This window comes from Flavobacterium sp. ACN2 (assembly GCF_002303885.1).
GTDB lineage: Bacteria > Bacteroidota > Bacteroidia > Flavobacteriales > Flavobacteriaceae > Flavobacterium.
Genome location: NZ_MRCM01000002.1, coordinates 44,412 through 63,567 on the forward strand (window position 1 = coordinate 44,412; position 19,156 = coordinate 63,567).

Consider the following 19,156-nt stretch of genomic DNA (forward strand, 5'->3'; position numbering starts at 1 on the left):
AATGATGAAACAAATCAAAACTTTACTAATTGCTGCAATTCTTATTTTAGGAGCAAGTAACACAATGAACGCGCAAGCGAAGGTAGCTCATGTTGATGTAAGCGAGATCATGTCGAAAATGCCTGCTATGCTAGATGCTCAAAATCAACTGCAAAAATTAAGTGGTACATATGATGCTGAATACAAAAAAATGGTTGACGAATATCAAGTAAAAATCAAAAAGTACGAAGCTGAAGCTGCAACTGTAACTGATGCTGTAAACGGTGAGCGTTCTAAAGAGGTTCAAGATATGCAAAAGAGAATTGTTGATTACAGAGACAATGCTCAAAAAGAATTACAACAAAAAGAAACTGACATCGTAAAACCATTAATGGAAAAAGTTAGAACTTCTATTCAAAAAGTAGGAAAAGCTAAAGGTTTCCAATATGTTTTAGACGGTTCTACTTTATTATTAGCTGATGGTCCAAACATCACTGCTGACGTGAAAAAAGATTTAGGATTCTAAGAAATTAAATCTCTATAATTAAACTGCTCAATTACAAAATTGAGCAGTTTTTTTTTGCGAAAATTTAAAAGTAATCTTTCAAATTATTTCAAGATTTGACTTAACTTAGAATAACGAATTATAGTAAAAAATATTAAATTTGCTTTATGATAAACAATAATCCTATAGGCGTTTTTGATTCTGGTATTGGCGGAACTTCCATTTGGAGCGCCATTCATGATCTTCTTCCAAACGAAAAAACCATTTATTTGGCTGACAATAAAAATGCTCCTTACGGGCAAAGAACCAAAGAAGAGATTGTTGCATTGAGCAAAAAAAACGTAGAATTTCTACTAGAGAATAATTGTAAACTAATTGTTGTAGCGTGCAACACTGCAACTACAAATGCTATATTTGAACTTCGTGCAGATTATGATGTTCCGTTTGTCGGTATTGAGCCTGCTATTAAACCTGCAGCAAACAATTCTCAAACACAGGTTATCGGAATTCTAGCTACAAAGGGAACTCTCAACAGCGAATTGTTTAATAAAACTGCTGAGATGTTTCAGAACACTACAATCATTGAGCAAGTTGGCCACGGACTGGTACAGCTTATTGAAGATGGCAATTTGTATTCGCCAGAAATGACTCAGTTATTAGAATCTTATCTGCGACCTATGATTGAAGCTAATATTGATTATTTGGTTTTAGGATGCAGCCATTACCCTTATCTAATTCCTCAGATAAAAAAAATTCTCCCAGATCATATTAAAATAATAGATTCAGGAGAAGCTGTTGCGCGTCAGACTAAAAATCTGCTACGTGATAAAGTTGGTTTTTCTGAAAGTGCAGATCATGATCCTATATTTTATGTCAACTCAAACCCAAAAGTTTTGGAGTCAATTTTAGAATATAAATATCCCGTAATCAAAAAAGACTTTTAAATCATTATTCAAACTTTCGCTTGACGAACCAAATTCCGTCCAGCGACAAATTGATTGATATTTTATGGTAATTTTCTTTTATTAAATCATTTGCAATTCGGCCTTTCTGCCCATAAGAATACGAAATGTTAAGTGACGAAAATGTATTTTCGATTGGCAAGTTTAATCCAATAGAAACAGATGCATTATTGACACGATGTTTATCAACTTCAAGATAGCCATTATCAAAATTTACACCTGCAGAATACCCTACTCTATCCCAATATTTCCTAATATTCTTTTTAGCATTATAGGAAATTCCTAGTGCAAAACGGTCTTGATTTACAAATTCTCCATAAAGTTCAGATTGCTTTGTGCTATCCCAGAAACTCTTCTCATAATCTAAAGTTAGATTCAAATTATTTTTAAATCGTTTACTGACTCCAAAACCTAGCTCTAAAGGCATATAATAATCGTCTGTATCTGTAGCTACATTGGTTTCTACAGCAGTCTCCACTTCATCTGCAATACTTGTTACCGACTGCACTTTGGAAGCTTTTATTCTTGAAGGAACTTTAACTGTTGTCCCGATTGTAAAAGTGGAATCTATTTTGAATTGCCCTCCTAATGTTGCGCGTACGCCATTATAATCTGTTTTTTTATGTATGGTTGTAATGGCATTCGAAATCAAAAAAGCACGATCGTCTACTGTGTTTCCAAAAAGAAACGTTCCTGTTGCCCCCAATGTTAATTTTTTTCCAAATCTATATCCGTATGAAAAATCCAAATTGTTTAAACCTCCAGATCCCTGTGCCGTCACATAATAATATTCCTGGCTATCGGCAATTGGAAGTTTTAAATTTGAAATCTTAAACACCGAACTAGAATACGGACGAAGTGCTAAACTAAAACCAGAATTTTTAGTAACTGGAAAAGCAAAAGCCAAATGAGAAAATTGAAAATTATTTCGCTTTTCTGTACGAGTACTGCTCTGATAGGTTGTCGCAATGGCTTTCCCTCCAATATCAAAAAGAAAGTGATTCTGATACATAAATCCTAAAGATGCTGGATTTAGATTATTGATAAAAGTATCTGAAGGCAAAGCAATTCCAGAACCACCAATTGAAGGCAAATTACCAAAATCTGAATCATACAAGCTTCCAACACCATAAAGTGAGTATGGAGAACTTGAGATACTTTGAGAAAACGAAGTCAGCGACATTAAAAGGAAGCAACTCCATAAAACAATTTTATTTTTCATTTAATAAGAGATGTAATAAATTTTGAGCTGAATTTTGTTGTCGACATGTTTTTGATTTCCTAAAACAATTCGATTAACCGATTTAGAAATCGAAGGTAATGTCAGAATAAGCGATGATCTAGAATCGGCTTGTTTAAGCATTTCTTTTTGAAGAAAAGCGCCAATCGGAATTGTATAGCCTAAATTTTCATTAAACTCGTCACTCTTTTTGTTCAATATTCCATAGACAGTGGTTCCAGCAGAATTTACCAATGTCCCGCTTATTCGATTCAGATTATCTCCAATATAAACCGCCAAAGAATCTGCCAACGGATATTTGTCTGAATAAGAATTATTGATTGGTTTAACGAACAATTCGGCATTTACAATAGCTCCGTTGGTCGAGATATTTTTAAACTGCTTAATATTCGGAAATTCAACTCTGCAGGCAACTCCTGTTCCTGACTGAATAAATCCTTGGTTATTGGTTAACTTACTGGAGAGATTACTGCTAGAAACGGGAAGATTTTGCAGTATGGTTCCCGTTTTATCCAGAGAAATAGAATTGAACTGTTTTGTATTGTCAATAATTGTAAAATCGAGATAATAAGAGGCTTGATCTGCATCTCCTTTATATTTTGAATAATACAATCGAATTTTACTGTTTCCCCCACTAAATCCGATTACACTAGAAGAATTGGATGTGTCTGGAACCAAAACAAGTCCTTTTAAATATTCGGTAAAACTATCTAAATCTGTAACTTCTTTCTTTTTTACTTTCTGAAAGAGAGCTTCTCCAAACTCATCATTCATTTTAATATTTATAGAGTCCTTTTGTGTTGGTCTTGGCACAAAGGATATCTTTCCCAAGCTTTCAGAACTATAATTAAATGCCGAATTGTTGTATAAATCACTCTCGCCAGTATTGGCCTTAATTTTTTGAAGCAAACGATGAATATCAAATGTTTGAACTTTTGTAGTATCTCCATAATAATACTTGTCATATTTAAGAATCATCGAAATAGAATCGAAAACATAATTTACAGCGTCAGTATCAGAGCCTGCACTGTTTAAGGTATAAATATTGCTTGAAACCTGAAAATAGCTGTTTGATTTGACTTTCCCAAAAATAGGATCATCATAATTTCCAACCAAGATTCTGTTTTTAGCCGAAGTTACCAGCGAGTCAAAATTGATTGTTGACATTTCTACTGTCACAGTATCTATCATAATTACTTTATTGCTTAAAGCTAGATAATCTGAACCAACAGTAAATTCTCCAGTATCTGTATCTGTACCACATGAAAATAGGGTAAATACAAAAAGCAGTATCAATATAAACTTGTGCATAATTTAATTTTTGGGCAAATATAAATTGTGCACTTTGGCAACACACTATAACATATACTATCGCGCTTTTTTAAGCTACAAATTGCGCAAAACGATCTATGATCTGAATTCTATTCTCAAATTCTAATTCGACCTTAAAAACAGCGATTTTGTCTATCAAAACACGTCATATATATATCTTCTTTTTTTTAAGGGCTCCATCCATCTAATTTTGAACCAATAAAATAAATAATGAAAGTAAGGTTTTTAGTTTGTTCTCTTTTTTTGATTTCGTTTTTAAGTTTAAAAGCTCAGGAAAACTTTAGCGCTACGGTAAATTTTAAAACTGAGCCAACAGAAAAGATAAATTTTAGCGAAACAGATGTTGCTGTTTTTTATCAGAAGAAACTAGGAACAAAAAGCAAAATAGCGAACACGTTAGAATATTCTAATTTGAAGGTGAATTACGAATTCAATCCCTATAATTTTTATGCGGATGAGGATAAATTCAATCAAGTTCAAAACAAATTCGAATATTCGTCTGAAATAACAGAAAAAACTAAATGGCAGTTTTCTATTATTCCGACAGCAAATTTCCAGAGCAAACTGGATTTTTCGGACTTGACAGTTCTAGGAAGTTTGACAATAAACCAACAGTTGAGTTCAAAAATAAATTTAATTGTCGGAGCTGGCAGAACATCGATTTTTGGAGCGCCAAAAATAACGCCGATTGTGGTTTTTGATTATAAAATGAATGACCAAACCGATTTTAAAATTGGATTCCCAGATTCGAGAATTTCTTATTCTAATAATGATCGAAACCAATTCAGTCTGACGAATAGTTTTAATGGAAATTTTTATCATTTGAACGAAACAAACACAGATAGCAATGCCAAAAAAGCAGTTTTATCGCAAATGACATCGGCTTTAGAATATGAAAGAAATGTTACCGGCAATTGGTTTTTAAATTTTAAAGCCGGTTACGATTTCAACAAAAAATACAATTTACTAGATAACAGTGACCATAAAGTATATGACTATAATAGCGGAAATGGTTATGTTTTAGGAATAGGGATCAAATACAAACAATAAATATTAAATACACTATGATTAATCTAAAAAAAGGAATTTTATTCACCGCGCTTTTTTCAAGCCTCTTTTTGATAAGCTGCAGCAATGATAATGATGATGATGATTTGATGGGTAACTGGATTAAAAAATCAGCTTTTGACGGTCCTGCAAGATCTAGTGCAACAAGTTTCGTTATCGGAGATTATGCTTATGTAGTTGGTGGCTATACTGGCGATGTTTATTTAAAAGATTTATGGGTTTATAACTCAAACGGAGATTACTGGGAGCAAAAAGCAGATTTTGGAGGCGTAGGAAGAAGTTCTGCGTCTAGTTTTGCATTAAATGAGAAAGGTTATGTTGGTCTTGGTTATGATGGAACGAACAAACTGAAAGACTTTTACCAATATGATCCTTCTGCAAATAGCTGGACACAAAAAACAGATTTTGCAGGAACAGCGCGTTATGCCGCCGTAGGTTTTCAAGTTGGCGGTAAAGCCTATTTTGGAACAGGTTACGACGGAAACTATTTGAAAGATTTCTATCAATACGATGATCAGGCAAATACGTGGACTCTGGTAAATGGTTTTAGCGGCAACAAAAGACGAAATGCAACGGTCTTTACAATTGCAGACAAAGCATATTTAGTTACTGGTGTAAATAATGGAGTTTATCAGGAGGATTTCTGGGAATTTGATCCAGCGACAGATGTCTGGACCAGAAAAAGAGACGTTGACAAAGATACAGATGACGATTACAGCTACAATGATGATTATGCTATTGTACGTTCTAATGCTTCAAGCTTTTCTATGAATGGATTAGGATACATTATAGGTGGTGAAAACATAAAAACAGTTTGGGAGTACAATCCGTCAACTGATTTATGGACAGAAAGAACTCCAATGGAAGGCGCTACAAGAACAGATGCTGTTGGTTTTGCCATCAACAACCGTGGGTTCTATATGTTAGGAAGAGTTGGCTCTACTTATTTTGATGATGCATGGGAGTTTAGCCCATTAGACGAACAAAGCGACGATGATAATTAATATTAAACAATTCTTCTGGAGTAACATCCAGAAGAGTTTTGTAGTTTTTGCTATTCTATTTTTCATCGCTTGTGCGAAAAAAGAAACTTTAACAACGGCTTCTTTTAAAACAAACTCCGGTTGGGGATACACCATTGCCTACAAGGAAAAAGTTTTAATTAAACAGTCTGTTATTCCCGTAATAAGCGACACTAAAAGTTTTGAAACAGAAACAGATGCTCTAAAAGTTGCAGATCTTGTTAAGCAGAAACTCAAACAAAACTTATCTCCAACGGTAACCAAAAATGAATTAATTTTATTAAAAATAAAATTGTAAATGCAGATCGATACCATTAAAAATACAGGCTATAACAAAATATTGTTCCATTCTATGATATGGATTTTCTTTATTTTAACTTCTTTGATTCAATTTTACGAAAGTCCATTTAAACTCGACAGCGATTTTTACGCCCAATGGCTTTCTGGAATTTTATTGTTTTATCTGAACTATTTTTATTTGGTTCCCAATTATCTGTTGCAAAAAAAATATTGGCTGTATGGTATATTTGTTGTTGGCCTGATTGTACTATTTATGGTAATAAGATTTAATTATTTTGTTCCTGAATTTAGACATTTAAGACCTGAAAATGCAATGTATGCTAAGACCGTTATTCGTGACCCCCATTTTTTTCCGAGAGACGGTCGAATGCATCACAGAGTAGAAATGAGACAGCCGTTTTTTTTTAAGATTGCTCCTTCATTTTTCTACATCCTGATCATTACCATTTCAGCAATCATTAGAACATTAACTGAATTTTATAATAATCAGCAAAATAAACTGATTGCCGAAACACATAGAACAAATACAGAATTGATTTATCTGCGCAAACAAACCAATCCGCATTTTTTATTCAATTCTTTAAACAGTATTTATTCTTTGGCACACAAAAAATCTGATTTGGTCCCTGATGCCATCGTGACCTTGTCTGAACTGATGCGCTACATGCTGTATGAGACAGATAACAAAACGGTGGCTTTAGAAAAAGAAGTCAATTATATCCAGAATTACATAGAGTTACAAAAGCTACGATTAAATAATATCGAAGACATTGTTATCAACGTACATGGCGATACTAAAAATAAATTTATTGAGCCTTTGTTACTGATTTCTTTTGTTGAAAATGCCTTTAAGTATGGAACAGATTATAAAGGCGCAGCTCATGTAAAAATTAAGATTCTAATTACAGATCATAATCTGGATTTCTGGATTGAAAACACCATTGAGAATTACGTAAAAGATCCTGAAAACTCAGGAATCGGATTGGTAAATATTCAAAGCCGTCTTGATCTTTTATATCCTAACGCACACGAACTAACCATTACTCAGGATAATGAATATTACCGAGTTCATTTGAATTTAAAGTTGGACGAAATTAAAACCGCAATACATTAAACAAAACTGATTATGGACAGAAAGAAATTTATCCGAAATGGTATTTTGGGCATTGCATCATTGGCAACAGCTTCAAAATTTTTAGAGTCTTGTTCTAAAAGCGACAATGACGAAACTGACACGAGCAATTCTGGAGACGGAAGCTGTGCCGTTTCTCCTTCAGAAACAAAAGGTCCATTCCCTATCAAAACGCCAAGTCAGCTGGTTTTAGAAAACATCAAATCTGATCGTGTTGGAATTGCGCTATTGATTAATTTAAAAATCGAAAATAAAAGCAACAATTGCGAACCTCTTTCGGGAGCTTTAGTAGATGTTTGGCATTGCGACAAAGACGGAAATTATTCTGAATACGGCGGCACGCAAATGCAGCAGACAGATTATACTTCTGTCCATTTCCTTAGAGGTAGACAAACTTCTAATGCTAGCGGAGAAGTTTCTTTTATTTCAATTTATCCTGGTTGGTACCAAGGAAGAGCACCACATGTGCATGTAGAAGTTCTATCAAGCACAGGAACTTCTTTATTGGTAACACAAATTGCTTTTCCTGAAACCATTTCAAGTGAAGTATATTCAAGTACCAATTATATCGCACACGGGCAAGCAGATACTGCAAATACAAAAGACAATGTTTTTGCTGATAGCTTATCCGACGAGTTAGCTACTATAACGGGTAATTTGACAGATGGTTTCACATTGACTAAAACTATAACTGTTAACGCATAATTTTGATTTGTAAAAACCAGTATTTTATGAAAATTTTAAAACTTAATTTACTGGTTTCAAACTACTTTTGACTGCGAAATAAACTTTAAAAAATTAATCCCGAAAAAGATGAAATGTGTAATTATTGATGACGAACCTTTAGCTGTAGACTTATTGCAGGATTTTGTCAAAAAAGTAGATGCTCTAGAGCTGGTAAGCACTTTCAATAATGCTATTGATGCTGTTTCATTTATCAACCAGAATAATATTGATTTGGTTTTCCTAGACATTCAGATGCCTCATTTTTCTGGAATTGATTTTTTAAATACAATTGAAAAAAAACCTCTTGTTATTTTTACAACTGCTTATTCTGATTATGCTGTAGAAGGTTTTAATCTTGGCGCTGTTGATTATTTAGTGAAGCCAATTCCATTTCATCGATTTTTGAAAGCAGTCGTAAGAGCACAACAAGTCTTGCAACCTGTAACCAATACTGCAATTGCTGAAAACAATAATGCACCCGAAATTGAGCAGGACTTTATGTTTGTTAGGGCCGAATATGAAAATGTAAAATTGAATTTTGCTGACATTCTTTTTATTGAAGGCCTAAAAGATTATGTCAAAATTTATACAACAGATAATAAATTTACACTGACATTAATTAGTTTGATCAAACTTGAGAATCTACTTTCAAGCAAAGGTTTTTCAAGAATTCACAGATCGTATATTATCAATATCAAACACGTAAAATCGATTCAGAAAAACAAGGTTTTAATAAGTGATAAAAGAATTCCAATTAGCGAAAGCTATAAAAATAGTTTCTTCGAAAAAATCAACCTATAATTTTCTGAAATTCCAATAATAAAAATTCCAAATTCCAAAAGTCTGATCTTTTTGGAATTTGGACCCGAGCGATAGCGAACGGGCGAAGCAATTTCTATTTTGTTATTTTGTTATTTTTATTTTTCTTCTTTGAACCAACTAGAATACATCACATAATTGTTTGAAATACGCCCTATTTCGCCTGCAAAATCAGATTGATCGATGTCTTTTACTTTTTTGGCAGGAACTCCAGCATAAATACTTCCAGAAGTTACAACCGTATTTTGAGTTACAACGGCACCTGCAGCAACAATAGCATTGCTTTCTACCACACAGTTATCCATTACAATTGCTCCCATTCCGATTAAAACATTATCATGAATAGTACAGCCATGCACAATTGCATTATGCCCAATTGAAACGTTATTTCCTATAATTGTTGGGTGTTTTTGATACGTACAGTGAATTACGGCACCATCCTGAATGTTAACCTTGTTTCCGATTTTAATGAAATGAACATCTCCCCTCACAACAGCATTAAACCAAACACTGCAAGATTCTCCAAAAGTAACATCTCCTACAATAGTCGCGTTTTCGGCAACATAACAATCCTCTGGAATAAGAGGTGATTTTCCGTTTACAGATTTAATAAGCATAATAATAATTTTAGTTAACTGCAGGACAATTACAGTCGTAACGTGCTTTTCTGCAGAATAAATTAACTCCTAAAGTAATTTGATGAAAACCGCCTGTATCAAACTTAACATCTCCCATTAACTGAGTATAGGTGTAAGCAAACATAAAGTTCTTGAAATTAACTCCAACAATCGGTGTAAAGTATTGTAATTTTTGAGACGAAACTCCAGTTCCCGAAATATATTGCGCGCCATCAAAACCTCTTCTATAAGATAAAGCCGCCCATAGACTTCCAAAATCCATGTTTTTGTACGCTTTCATATTCAAATCAAGCGTTTTTGCTTTTGTCTGATCAAATAGCTGAAAAAGAAAAGAAGGCTCCCAAGTCCAACTGCTATTTTTTCCAAATACATAACCAGCGCTCAATAAAAACTTTCTAAGATTATCCGATTCATAATCAGTATATAATTCTCTTCTAGTTTCTAACAATCCTTGAACTGTTGCGTGTGCATAGAAATCTAAATAATTATAAGACGCTCCAACGTCAAGATTGAAATAAGAATCTTTCTGAATTGACCCAAAAACAATTGGATCAAAAGTTCCGCCAAATTTTGTTTCGTCCAATTGGCTTTGTATTAAACCTCCGCTAATTCCAAAAGACAACTGATTCAAATCTAATTCATCTCTTGAAAACATAATATGGTGTGCGTAAGTCAATTTCACACCTTTTTGAGAATGATATCCGTTTTTATCATTAAAAAGAATTATACCAGCTCCAGAACGTTCTCCAACTCTTCCGTTAAAACTTAAAGTCTGTAAAGATGGAGCATCTTCTTCTCCAAACCATTGCTTTCTGGCCGTTAATCTTATTTTGGCACAGTTAGCCGCGCCGGCCATAGAAGGATGAATTAAGTAATAATTATCAGACAAATAATCCGAATAAACAGGTAGTCCCTCTTGAGAGTAAGAATAAAAAGTAGTAATGAGAAAAATTAATAAAACCTTGATTTTAAATTCCATAAAGACAATTTTGTTTTCGGATAATTTTCACTCTTGCAATTTAACACGATTTATTTGAAAAGAGTCTTAATTATTTCATTAAAAAATCAAATATAGCCATTAGTAGAAAATAACTTTAGTAAATTTGCAAAAAATATATTACCATGACTAAAATCACTATAAAAGAAACCCAAAATCCAACTATTTTAAAGTTCGAATTTGATGATTTCATTACTCAAAATCAAAACTTTGAGTTCAAAAATATTGATGAAGCGCAAGCTTCTCCTCTAGCACAGCAATTATTCTATTTACCGTTTGTTAAAACAGTTTATATCTCAGGAAATTTTATCGCTATTGAAAGATATAGCATTGTTGATTGGGATGATGTAAAAGATGCTGTTGCAGAACAAATCAGTGCTTTTGTGGACAAAGGTGGCGTTATCATTAAAATTGACGAAACAAAAGCAAAAAAACAGCCTATTACAGTTTACGGAGAAACAACTCCAAACCCTTCTGCATTAAAATTTGTTGTAAGCAGAATGTTAACTCGCAATGCTGTAGAATATAAAAATATTGACCAGACTGCTTCTTCTCCATTAGCTCAGGAATTATTTAAATTTCCTTATGTGAAAGAAATTTTTATTGACGAAAATTATATTTCGGTAACCAAATATGAAATCAATAATTGGGATGAAATCACTTTAGAATTAAGAACTTTCATTAAACAATTTATTGAAAACGGAGGAACGGTTTTAGACGAAAGTTTAATCGAAACTAAAGTCAAAAATGAAGCAACAAAAGATGAAGCTTTTGATAAATTGGATGTTACTTCACAGCAAATCATCAATATCTTAGAAGAGTATGTAAAACCAGCCGTAGCTGCTGATGGTGGAAACATTGCTTTTGAATCTTATAATGAAGAAGACAAGACAGTAAAAGTATTATTGCAAGGTGCTTGCAGTGGTTGTCCTTCATCTACATTTACTTTAAAAAGCGGTATCGAAAATATGCTGAAAAGCATGCTGAATGATGACGCTATAAAAGTAGAGGCATCAAATGCATAGTTTGACTAAATTATTATTCAAAGCGTCTCATTGAGGCGCTTTTTTTATTATTAACCACTAGTTACCAATTATTTACCATTAAAAACACGAGTAATTCTATAAAATTAATTAATATTGTAATCTTAACCAATTAATTAACAACCATGGGATTATCTTCATTTTTTAAAAATCTATTTGGCTCAACCAAAGAGTCTGTAACTGAATTGGCAAATAATGCCGAAAGTACTTTTGAGCAAGCAAAAGAAGCTGCTGCGCCATACATCGAAAAAGCGGAAGCTTTTGCAGAAGAAGCAATTGAAAAAGTAAAAGAAGTTTCGGAACCTATTATTGACAACGCAGCAGAGTATGCTGAAAAAGCAAAAGATACTGTAAGCGAATATGCCGACAAAGCCGCTAAAGTGGTAAATGATGTAGTTGATTCTGTTAAAGAAAAAACAGCTTCTGCAGCTGTTAGCGATACGCCAGAAACTATTTCTGAAACCGTTGTTGATGTAAGCGAAAAATCGGCTGCAGAAGTAGAAGAAATCGCCGATGAAGCAGCCGACAAGGCATAAACACACTTTTCTGATAATGTAAATATTTTTATATTTGCACTACTAATATACCTTCTCTTTTGAGAAGGTTTTTTTATTTCAAAATCATGAACATTAGCCCAGAACAAGTCAGTAAATACGTTGCTCGATTTATTGATATTTTAGTCGATTATTCACCAAAACTGATTTCTGCATTTTTAATCTTATTTGTTGGTTTATACGCCATCAGATTGATTAATCGAATTATTAGAAAAATAATGATTCAGCGAAATCTCGATCCAACCTTAACAAAATTCTTAGCTGACATTTTATTATGGGCTTTAAGAATTTTATTATTTGTAACCTTTATTTCTAAATTAGGAATTGAAACTTCTTCATTTGTTGCCATCTTAGGAGCAATGGGACTTGCGGTTGGCTTATCATTACAAGGATCACTTTCTAATTTTGCTGGCGGAATGCTTATTATTGTTTTTAAACCATTTAAAGTTGGAGATACGATAGAAGCACAAGGCATTGTTGCTACGGTTGAAGAAATTCAAATTTTTGTAACAAAAATGATTACTGGAAACAATCAGACTGTTTTTGTTCCCAATGGTGCTTTGTCTAACGGAAATATTATTAATTATTCCATGAAGGGAGAAAGAAAAGCCGACTTGACATTTTCAGTTTCCTACGACTCTGATATTAAAAAGGCAAAAGAAGTTCTCTTAGATGTCTTGCTTAAAAACCCAAAGGTTCTTAAAAATCCTGCTCCAGAGGTTTTTGTAAAAAATTTATCTGCAAGTTCAGTGGATTTTGCAGTTCGCCCTTGGGCTAAAAATGCCAATTATGGAGCTGTTTTTTCTGAAACTTTAGAAAACTGTAAAATAGCATTAGACGAAGCCGGAATATCGGTTCAACCCTACACTATACAAAAATAAATATTACTGTTTCTTTGGAGGAGCAATCATAAAATCTTTTAAATAATAAGGTTCAAAATAAGCGACATCTACAGTGTCGCTTTTTTGATACTTATCAAAACTGATTTTGCTCATTGCTTGCGCTGAAGGATATTTTATGTCTTCTAAAAACACAAAATTATCTTTAGTCAAAACAGATTTACATTTATCAGCACAATCACCAACAAAATAAACTTTCTCTGTATATTCTTGAAATGAATTTTCGTCAATAATTTCAGCTTGAATCGCCCTTTCGACTGTCAAATCTGAATTAAAAATAGCGCTGTAAACTTCCATACGGCGCGCATCTAACATGGGTATAATTTTTCCGTCTGTAACTCCAGCCTGAGAAGCTAGAGCCTGTAAAGTGTCGACTGCAATTAACGGAATATTTAAAGCATAACACAACCCTTTTGCTGCTGAAACCCCAATTCTTAAACCTGTGTAAGATCCTGGACCTTGACTAACCGCAACAGCATTTAAATCCTGCGCCGAAATTCCAGCTTTTGCTATTACCTCTTCAATAAAAACATGAAGTTTTTCGGCATGCGAATAGCCTTCATCTGCCAATTCATTGCAAACAATTGCTTGACCATCTTTTGCAATAGATACAGAACAATTTTTAGTAGCCGTTTCGATATTGAGAATAAAAGACAAAATATGTAGTTTTAAAAATTAATTATTGATGTCAGGCTGAGCGAAGTTGCAACTTCGAATTCGCTCAGGATGACAATATGCTTATATTGTTATTTTTTTGGAGCCTCAGCTTTCTTAAGCTTTACCTTGTCTCCAGAATTAAGATCTTTAGAAACTGTTGTATAAGGCCCTGTAATTACGACATCCCCAGGTTTAAGACCAGACATTACTTCAATATTAGTATCATCCTGAATTCCAGTTTTAATAACTCTAATCTTGGCCTTATCTCCAACTTTCACAAAAACACATTCGAATTTTTTATCGCTTTTTGGAGCTGCTTTTTTATCTTCATTAGGATCTTCAACCTTAAAATCTTTTACAGCAGTAGTATCCGACTTTACGACAACAGAACTAATTGGCACTGCCAAAACATTGTTTTTTGTCGTTGTAATAATATCTACAGTAGCAGTCATTCCTGGTCTAAAAGGAGAATATGTACTTGGTTTTCCTTCTAACAAATCTTGATAAGAATCTTTCAGAATACGAACTTTAACTTTAAAATTCGTTACCTGATCTGAAGTTAATGTTGTGCTTGCAGAATTAGAAATACTGGTTACAACGCCCTTAAATTTCTTTTTTAAATAAGCATCAACTTCAACATTTGCTTCGTCTCCAATTTTAATTTTCACAATGTCATTTTCATTTACATCAACTTCAACCTCCATATTGTTTAGGTTTGCCACACGTAAAAGCTCCGTTCCGGCCATTTGCTGTGTTCCTAAAACTCTTTCTCCCAATTCTACATTTAATACCGAAATGGTTCCATCTGCAGGAGAATAAATTGTGGTGCGGCCTAAATTGTCTTTGGCTTCGGTAACAGATGCCGAAGCGCTTTGAACATTGTAATAAGCACTTTGTTTTGTTGCTTTGGCCACTTCAAAAGAAGAAATGGCTTTATCCCAATCTGATTTCGAAATTACACCTTTATCATACAATATTTTATTACGCTCATAATTTGCTTTTGCTTCTTTAAAACTTGCGTCAGACTGAGTTAGACTTGCTTTTGTTCCAGCTAAATTTGCTACAGATCTTTCTAATCCTGAGGTATATAAATCGGGATTTATTTTTACTAATAAATCTCCTTTTTTAACCACTTGCCCTTCTTTTACGTTTAATGAAATAATCTCGCCCGAAACCATCGAAGCAATTTTAATTTCAATTTCAGGCTGAATTTTACCTGTTGCAGAAACAGTTTCAACAATTGTTGAAGCGGTTACTTTTGCAATTTCTACTTCTTTTCCTTCGTCCTTATTCCCTATAACTCCAGCCTTAGAAAGACCGACCAAAGCTGCAATAATAACTATTGCACCACCTAATAAGAAATAAACAGTTTTTTTTGACATAATGAATTATTTTGTAATAATTGGAACAATTGGAATTCCGAAATAAAACTCTAATATTTTAATTTTAAACATGTAATCGTATTTTGTTCGAATAACATCAGACTGCGCATTAGTCAATAATGTTTGGGCTTGAGTGAAATCAAATGAATTCATTAAACCAACATCATATTTTTCTTTTGCATAATTGTAAGCCTGCTGTCTTGCCTCTAAAGTTACAGTAGAAGATTCGTATGTATTTAAAGCTCCTCTTGCATCTGTAAAAGCGGTGTACACGTTACGTTGCAAATCTAAACTTTTTTGTTCTAAATCTATTTTAGATTTTTCTAAACTTACTTTATTACGTTCTACATTATTCTTAACTGAGAAACCATTGAAAATAGGAACATTTAACTGCAAACCAAAATTATGACCTTTATTATCGCTAAACTGCTGGAATATAGGATCTGGACCTACAGTATAAGGATTACCGTTTGCATCTAACCTAACTTGATCGCTATAACTTGCTCTGGTATTAAACCCATAGAAACCAGAAAGTGTTGGCTGATAAGCTCCTTTGGCTATAGAAACATTTTTTTCAGCAATCTCCAAATTGGTTTGTGCTAATTTTAACTCTGTTCTAGTTTCTTTCGCTTTGTTATAAATTTCAATTGGACTCTGAGCTAGGATATTATTTTCATCCGCTACATTAGTATCATCAACTACATCAAAATCTGCAAACTCTTTTAATTGTAAAAGCTGAGCCAAACTCAATTTAGAAATCAATAAATTATTTTCAGAAACCGCAATGTTTTGTTTGTCTGTTGCAACAGTAGCTTTCAAATCAAACAAATCTCCACGCGGAATAGTTCCTGCATTTACCATTTCTTCAGAACGAGCATATCGTTTTTCGTCGATTAACAATTGCTCTTTTTTAACCTTTAAATCTTCTTTATTAGATAAAATCTGCAAAAAGGCACTAGCGACATTCAACGAAATATCTTCCTGCATTTTTAACAGCTGATAATGTGAGGCAATAATACTTAATTTTGCCTTTCTCATCGTGTTTTGATTCTGCAGACCTTTGTAGATGTCAACTCCTGCGTTTATCCCAACTGAAGAATATTGTGTAGTTTGGTTACGTAAAATACCTGTTGTAACATCCTGGTTCAAACCGATATTCCAAGAGTGAGAAGCGGTTCCATTTACAGATGGAAGATAATTTCCTAAAGCTCCTCTTTTATCGATCTCAGCATTTTTCACATCTAATTCAGATAGTTTTACCGTGATATTATTTTCGAGTGCATATCTCACACACTCTTCCAAAGTCCATTGTTTTGATTGCGCCTGCCCAGTTAATCCGAATCCGAATAACACTGCAAAAACCAGACTATTATATTTATTTATTTTCATATACTTTTAATGAAGGCGCAGTAAACCGAACTACGCAAATTTAACATTTTTAAAACCAAAAAGATCCTTAACCTTTCAAATTAGCTTATTTTTTTTCTTTGTCTCCTTCGTTAATCAAGCCCTGATTCCAGATTTTAATTTTATCTGTATCACTTATACCGCTTTTAACTTGAACGTAGATTCCGTCGCTTACCCCCAGAACCAAATCCCTTCTTTGAAATTTCTGTGGAGCATTTTCGACTTCTACATAAGGCTTTTGTGTTTTTTTGTCAAATTGAACCAAAGATTCTTTTATTGCTAAAACTTTCTCTGCTTTCTCCAAAATAATAGAAGCATTGGCACTTAAACCAGCTCTAATAAAAGTATCATCTCTGTTGATCATTTGTGCTTTTATTTCAAATTGGATTGCGCCATTTTCTGTAACTCCTTTTGGAGCAATATAGTTTAAAACTGCATCAAATTTTTTATTTTCGATTGCACCAATTGTAATCTCGATTGGCATTTTTTCTTTAATTTTTCCAACCTCAGATTCATCAATTTTTCCTATAAAAATCATTCGTCCAACATCGGCAACACTAGCAATTGTAGTTCCTTCGTTAAAGTTATTACTTTCGATAACTTGGTTACCTACTTTTACTGGAACGTCTAATACCATTCCGTTCACTGTCGAACGAATTAATGTATTAGCATAATTTCCTAAAGATGAAGTTGTTCCTGTTTTAACAATATCCAAACCTTGTTTTGCAGCCAGATAATTTTGTTTTGCCTGATTGTAAGCCAGCTGTGCAGCATCATAATCATTTGCAGAAATTACATCTTTTTCAAACAATGTTTTCTGTCTTTTGTAGATTTTCTCCTGATTATCTAACGCTATTTTAGCAGTCTGTACCTGATTCTGAGAACTACTTACATTCGAAACGTTTGCTACAACTCTAATCTTAGCAATCATATCGCCAGCTTTGATTTTTTCACCAGCTTTGATGTACACTTCTTCTATAATACCTGAAATATTTGGTTTGATTAAAACTTCTTCATCAGGCTGAATATTTCCTGTCGCAATAGTATTTTTTACGATAGTTTTTATTTCTGCTTTTTCCGTTTTAAATACAATCGGTGATTCTTGGTTTTTAGCATACAAATAGTAAAGCGCGCCAAAAAAAACAACTGCAATAAATATTAAAATGGTTACGGTTACTCCTTTTTTCATTTGTTCTTGGTTTAATCGATTTATTTTGATTGATAATTTATTCTGTCCTTAATGCATCTACGGGTTTCACATTGATGGCGGTCTGTGCCGGTATAAATCCAGCAAGCAAACCAGATCCGACCAATATAATTAATGCTACAAATACAACTCCTAAATCTACAGTTGGATTGGCAAACATAGTATTTTGATCAGGAGGCATCGAATCTAGTACCATATTTAAAAGTGCTATAATTCCTGTTGCAACAGCAATTCCGAGCATACCTGAAATAATGGTTAAAAATATAGACTCCGATAATATCTGCCCTCTAATTGCTCCAGGAGTTGCGCCCAAAGCTCTTCTAATTCCGATTTCTTTTGTACGTTCTTTTACCACAATCAGCATGATATTCGAAATTCCGATTACACCCGAAATCAAAACTAATGTTCCTACGAAATAGGCAATTACTTTTAGGATATTAAATAAGCTTTGCACTTTATTAAACTGCTCATACAAATCAAAATTTCCAACCGCTCTTTCATCTGTCGGATTTATAGAATGCAATGCTTTTATAATCTCTAAAATTTTAGGTTTTAAATCGGTTATAGAAGTTTCATCTTTTGCGGTAAGCGCCATCCATCCTACTTTATCTCCATAATTAAAGGCTTGCTGAAAAGTTGTAAAAGGAATAAAAATATTCTTCTGTTCCTGTTCTGCATTTCCTCCCTGCTGTTTCGATTTATAAACTCCAACAACCATAAAATTAATGCTATTAATTTTTATATAAGTTCCAACCGCTTCCTCTTCTTTACCATAAAGCTCACTGATAACTCCTTTACCAATTACACAAACTTTTCTTCTCTGCTCAATATCCTGCTGATTTACAAATCTTCCTTTAATAATATCCATCGGCTGTTGTTTAATCAGCTCTGGGTAATCTCCATAAATTGTAAATGCAGAAGTTTTTGTGCCTCTTACCACGTTATTTGTTCCGTTAAAATCACCTAATTGATTTCTCGGAGAAACATATAACAAATCTGGCAATGCCGCTTTTAAAGCGGTTACATCACTATTTCTAAAGTCATAACGTCTTGTTTTTGGTAAACCTTTATACGCCTTAGAAGTAGTCTGGCTCCACATAAACATGGTATTGGTCGCAATTCCATCAAAACCTTTTTTAATACCATTTTCCAAACCATTACCTGCAGCAAGTAAAATTACCAAGATAAAAATACCCCAAAAAACACCAAAAGCTGTCAGGATAGTCCTGAAAGGATTGGCGGTTAATGCCTGTAAAATCTCGTCCCAATTATCTTTTTTAAACATAA

General features: G+C 33.4%; 20 protein-coding genes. 11 read left to right on the forward strand and 9 right to left on the reverse strand.

The features are described from left to right. Position 1 precedes the first annotated feature (1 nt). Positions 2 to 505, forward strand: coding sequence for an OmpH family outer membrane protein (locus BSF41_RS02145; protein WP_172426837.1), 504 nt, complete (start codon positions 2 to 4; stop codon positions 503 to 505). A 146-nt stretch (positions 506 to 651) separates the two neighbouring features. Continuing rightward, on the forward strand, positions 652 to 1,428 hold the full coding sequence (gene murI / locus BSF41_RS02150) for a glutamate racemase (protein ID WP_095927883.1): 777 nt from the start codon (positions 652 to 654) through the stop codon (positions 1,426 to 1,428). A gap of 4 nt (positions 1,429 to 1,432) precedes the next feature. Here murI and BSF41_RS02155 read toward each other — a convergent pair whose 3' ends face one another. Together BSF41_RS02155 and BSF41_RS02160 are read right to left on the reverse strand one after the other, a co-directional pair. Beyond that, positions 1,433 to 2,668 (reverse strand): aromatic hydrocarbon degradation protein, encoded by a 1,236-nt coding sequence (locus BSF41_RS02155; protein ID WP_095927884.1) that lies wholly within the window; start codon positions 2,666 to 2,668, stop codon positions 1,433 to 1,435. Then, positions 2,669 to 3,997, reverse strand: coding sequence for a DUF4270 family protein (locus BSF41_RS02160; protein ID WP_095927885.1), 1,329 nt, complete (start codon positions 3,995 to 3,997; stop codon positions 2,669 to 2,671). Between the two features lie 231 nt (positions 3,998 to 4,228). Between BSF41_RS02160 and BSF41_RS02165 the strand changes: the two genes are divergently transcribed. The 6 genes from BSF41_RS02165 (at position 4,229) to BSF41_RS02190 (ending at position 9,067) form a co-directional block, all read left to right on the forward strand. Then, entirely contained in the window at positions 4,229 to 5,068 is an 840-nt protein-coding gene (locus BSF41_RS02165; protein WP_095927886.1) for a DUF6268 family outer membrane beta-barrel protein, read from the forward strand. Between the two features lie 14 nt (positions 5,069 to 5,082). Continuing rightward, a complete protein-coding gene (locus BSF41_RS02170) occupies positions 5,083 to 6,090 on the forward strand; it encodes a kelch repeat-containing protein (RefSeq protein WP_095927887.1) in 1,008 nt (335 codons plus the stop codon). Next, positions 6,080 to 6,406, forward strand: coding sequence for a DUF4907 domain-containing protein (locus BSF41_RS02175; RefSeq protein ID WP_095927888.1), 327 nt, complete (start codon positions 6,080 to 6,082; stop codon positions 6,404 to 6,406). Before BSF41_RS02170 ends, BSF41_RS02175 begins: the two co-directional genes overlap by 11 nt. Next, a complete protein-coding gene (locus BSF41_RS02180; RefSeq protein ID WP_095927889.1) occupies positions 6,407 to 7,522 on the forward strand; it encodes a sensor histidine kinase in 1,116 nt (371 codons plus the stop codon). Positions 7,523 to 7,534: 12 nt separating this feature from the next. Next, a complete protein-coding gene (locus BSF41_RS02185; RefSeq protein WP_095927890.1) occupies positions 7,535 to 8,245 on the forward strand; it encodes an intradiol ring-cleavage dioxygenase in 711 nt (236 codons plus the stop codon). A gap of 108 nt (positions 8,246 to 8,353) precedes the next feature. After that, positions 8,354 to 9,067 (forward strand): LytTR family DNA-binding domain-containing protein, encoded by a 714-nt coding sequence (locus BSF41_RS02190; protein ID WP_095927891.1) that lies wholly within the window; start codon positions 8,354 to 8,356, stop codon positions 9,065 to 9,067. Between the two features lie 116 nt (positions 9,068 to 9,183). Here the strand turns inward: BSF41_RS02190 and BSF41_RS02195 are convergent, their stop codons facing one another. Both BSF41_RS02195 and BSF41_RS02200 read right to left on the reverse strand, forming a co-directional pair. Next, positions 9,184 to 9,702 (reverse strand): gamma carbonic anhydrase family protein, encoded by a 519-nt coding sequence (locus BSF41_RS02195; RefSeq protein WP_095927892.1) that lies wholly within the window; start codon positions 9,700 to 9,702, stop codon positions 9,184 to 9,186. Positions 9,703 to 9,712: 10 nt separating this feature from the next. Then, positions 9,713 to 10,702, reverse strand: a complete 990-nt coding sequence (locus BSF41_RS02200; protein ID WP_095927893.1) for a type IX secretion system membrane protein PorP/SprF — start codon at positions 10,700 to 10,702, stop codon at positions 9,713 to 9,715. 143 nt (positions 10,703 to 10,845) lie between these two features. On the opposite strand from BSF41_RS02200, the gene BSF41_RS02205 reads away from it, so the two are divergent. The 3 genes from BSF41_RS02205 (at position 10,846) to BSF41_RS02215 (ending at position 13,198) form a co-directional block, all read left to right on the forward strand. Next, positions 10,846 to 11,745: a NifU family protein gene (locus BSF41_RS02205; RefSeq protein WP_095927894.1), complete on the forward strand. Its 900-nt coding sequence runs from the start codon at positions 10,846 to 10,848 to the stop codon at positions 11,743 to 11,745. A 143-nt stretch (positions 11,746 to 11,888) separates the two neighbouring features. Continuing rightward, a complete protein-coding gene (locus BSF41_RS02210) occupies positions 11,889 to 12,299 on the forward strand; it encodes a hypothetical protein (protein WP_095927895.1) in 411 nt (136 codons plus the stop codon). A gap of 86 nt (positions 12,300 to 12,385) precedes the next feature. After that, positions 12,386 to 13,198, forward strand: a complete 813-nt coding sequence (locus tag BSF41_RS02215; protein ID WP_095927896.1) for a mechanosensitive ion channel family protein — start codon at positions 12,386 to 12,388, stop codon at positions 13,196 to 13,198. Positions 13,199 to 13,201: 3 nt separating this feature from the next. Here BSF41_RS02215 and tsaB read toward each other — a convergent pair whose 3' ends face one another. The 5 genes from tsaB to BSF41_RS02240 all read right to left on the reverse strand — a co-directional run bounded on the left by tsaB (position 13,202) and on the right by BSF41_RS02240 (position 19,154). Next, a complete protein-coding gene (gene tsaB, locus BSF41_RS02220) occupies positions 13,202 to 13,873 on the reverse strand; it encodes a tRNA (adenosine(37)-N6)-threonylcarbamoyltransferase complex dimerization subunit type 1 TsaB (RefSeq protein WP_095927897.1) in 672 nt (223 codons plus the stop codon). An 89-nt stretch (positions 13,874 to 13,962) separates the two neighbouring features. Beyond that, the gene (locus tag BSF41_RS02225) at positions 13,963 to 15,255 is read right to left on the reverse strand and encodes an efflux RND transporter periplasmic adaptor subunit (protein ID WP_095927898.1); all 1,293 of its coding nucleotides are present in this window, start codon (positions 15,253 to 15,255) and stop codon (positions 13,963 to 13,965) included. A 6-nt stretch (positions 15,256 to 15,261) separates the two neighbouring features. Then, entirely contained in the window at positions 15,262 to 16,644 is a 1,383-nt protein-coding gene (locus BSF41_RS02230; protein ID WP_095927899.1) for a TolC family protein, read from the reverse strand. 85 nt (positions 16,645 to 16,729) lie between these two features. Further along, a complete protein-coding gene (locus tag BSF41_RS02235) occupies positions 16,730 to 17,851 on the reverse strand; it encodes an efflux RND transporter periplasmic adaptor subunit (protein WP_095927900.1) in 1,122 nt (373 codons plus the stop codon). 37 nt (positions 17,852 to 17,888) lie between these two features. Further along, positions 17,889 to 19,154, reverse strand: coding sequence for an ABC transporter permease (locus tag BSF41_RS02240; protein ID WP_095927901.1), 1,266 nt, complete (start codon positions 19,152 to 19,154; stop codon positions 17,889 to 17,891). Positions 19,155 to 19,156: the final 2 nt, after the last annotated feature.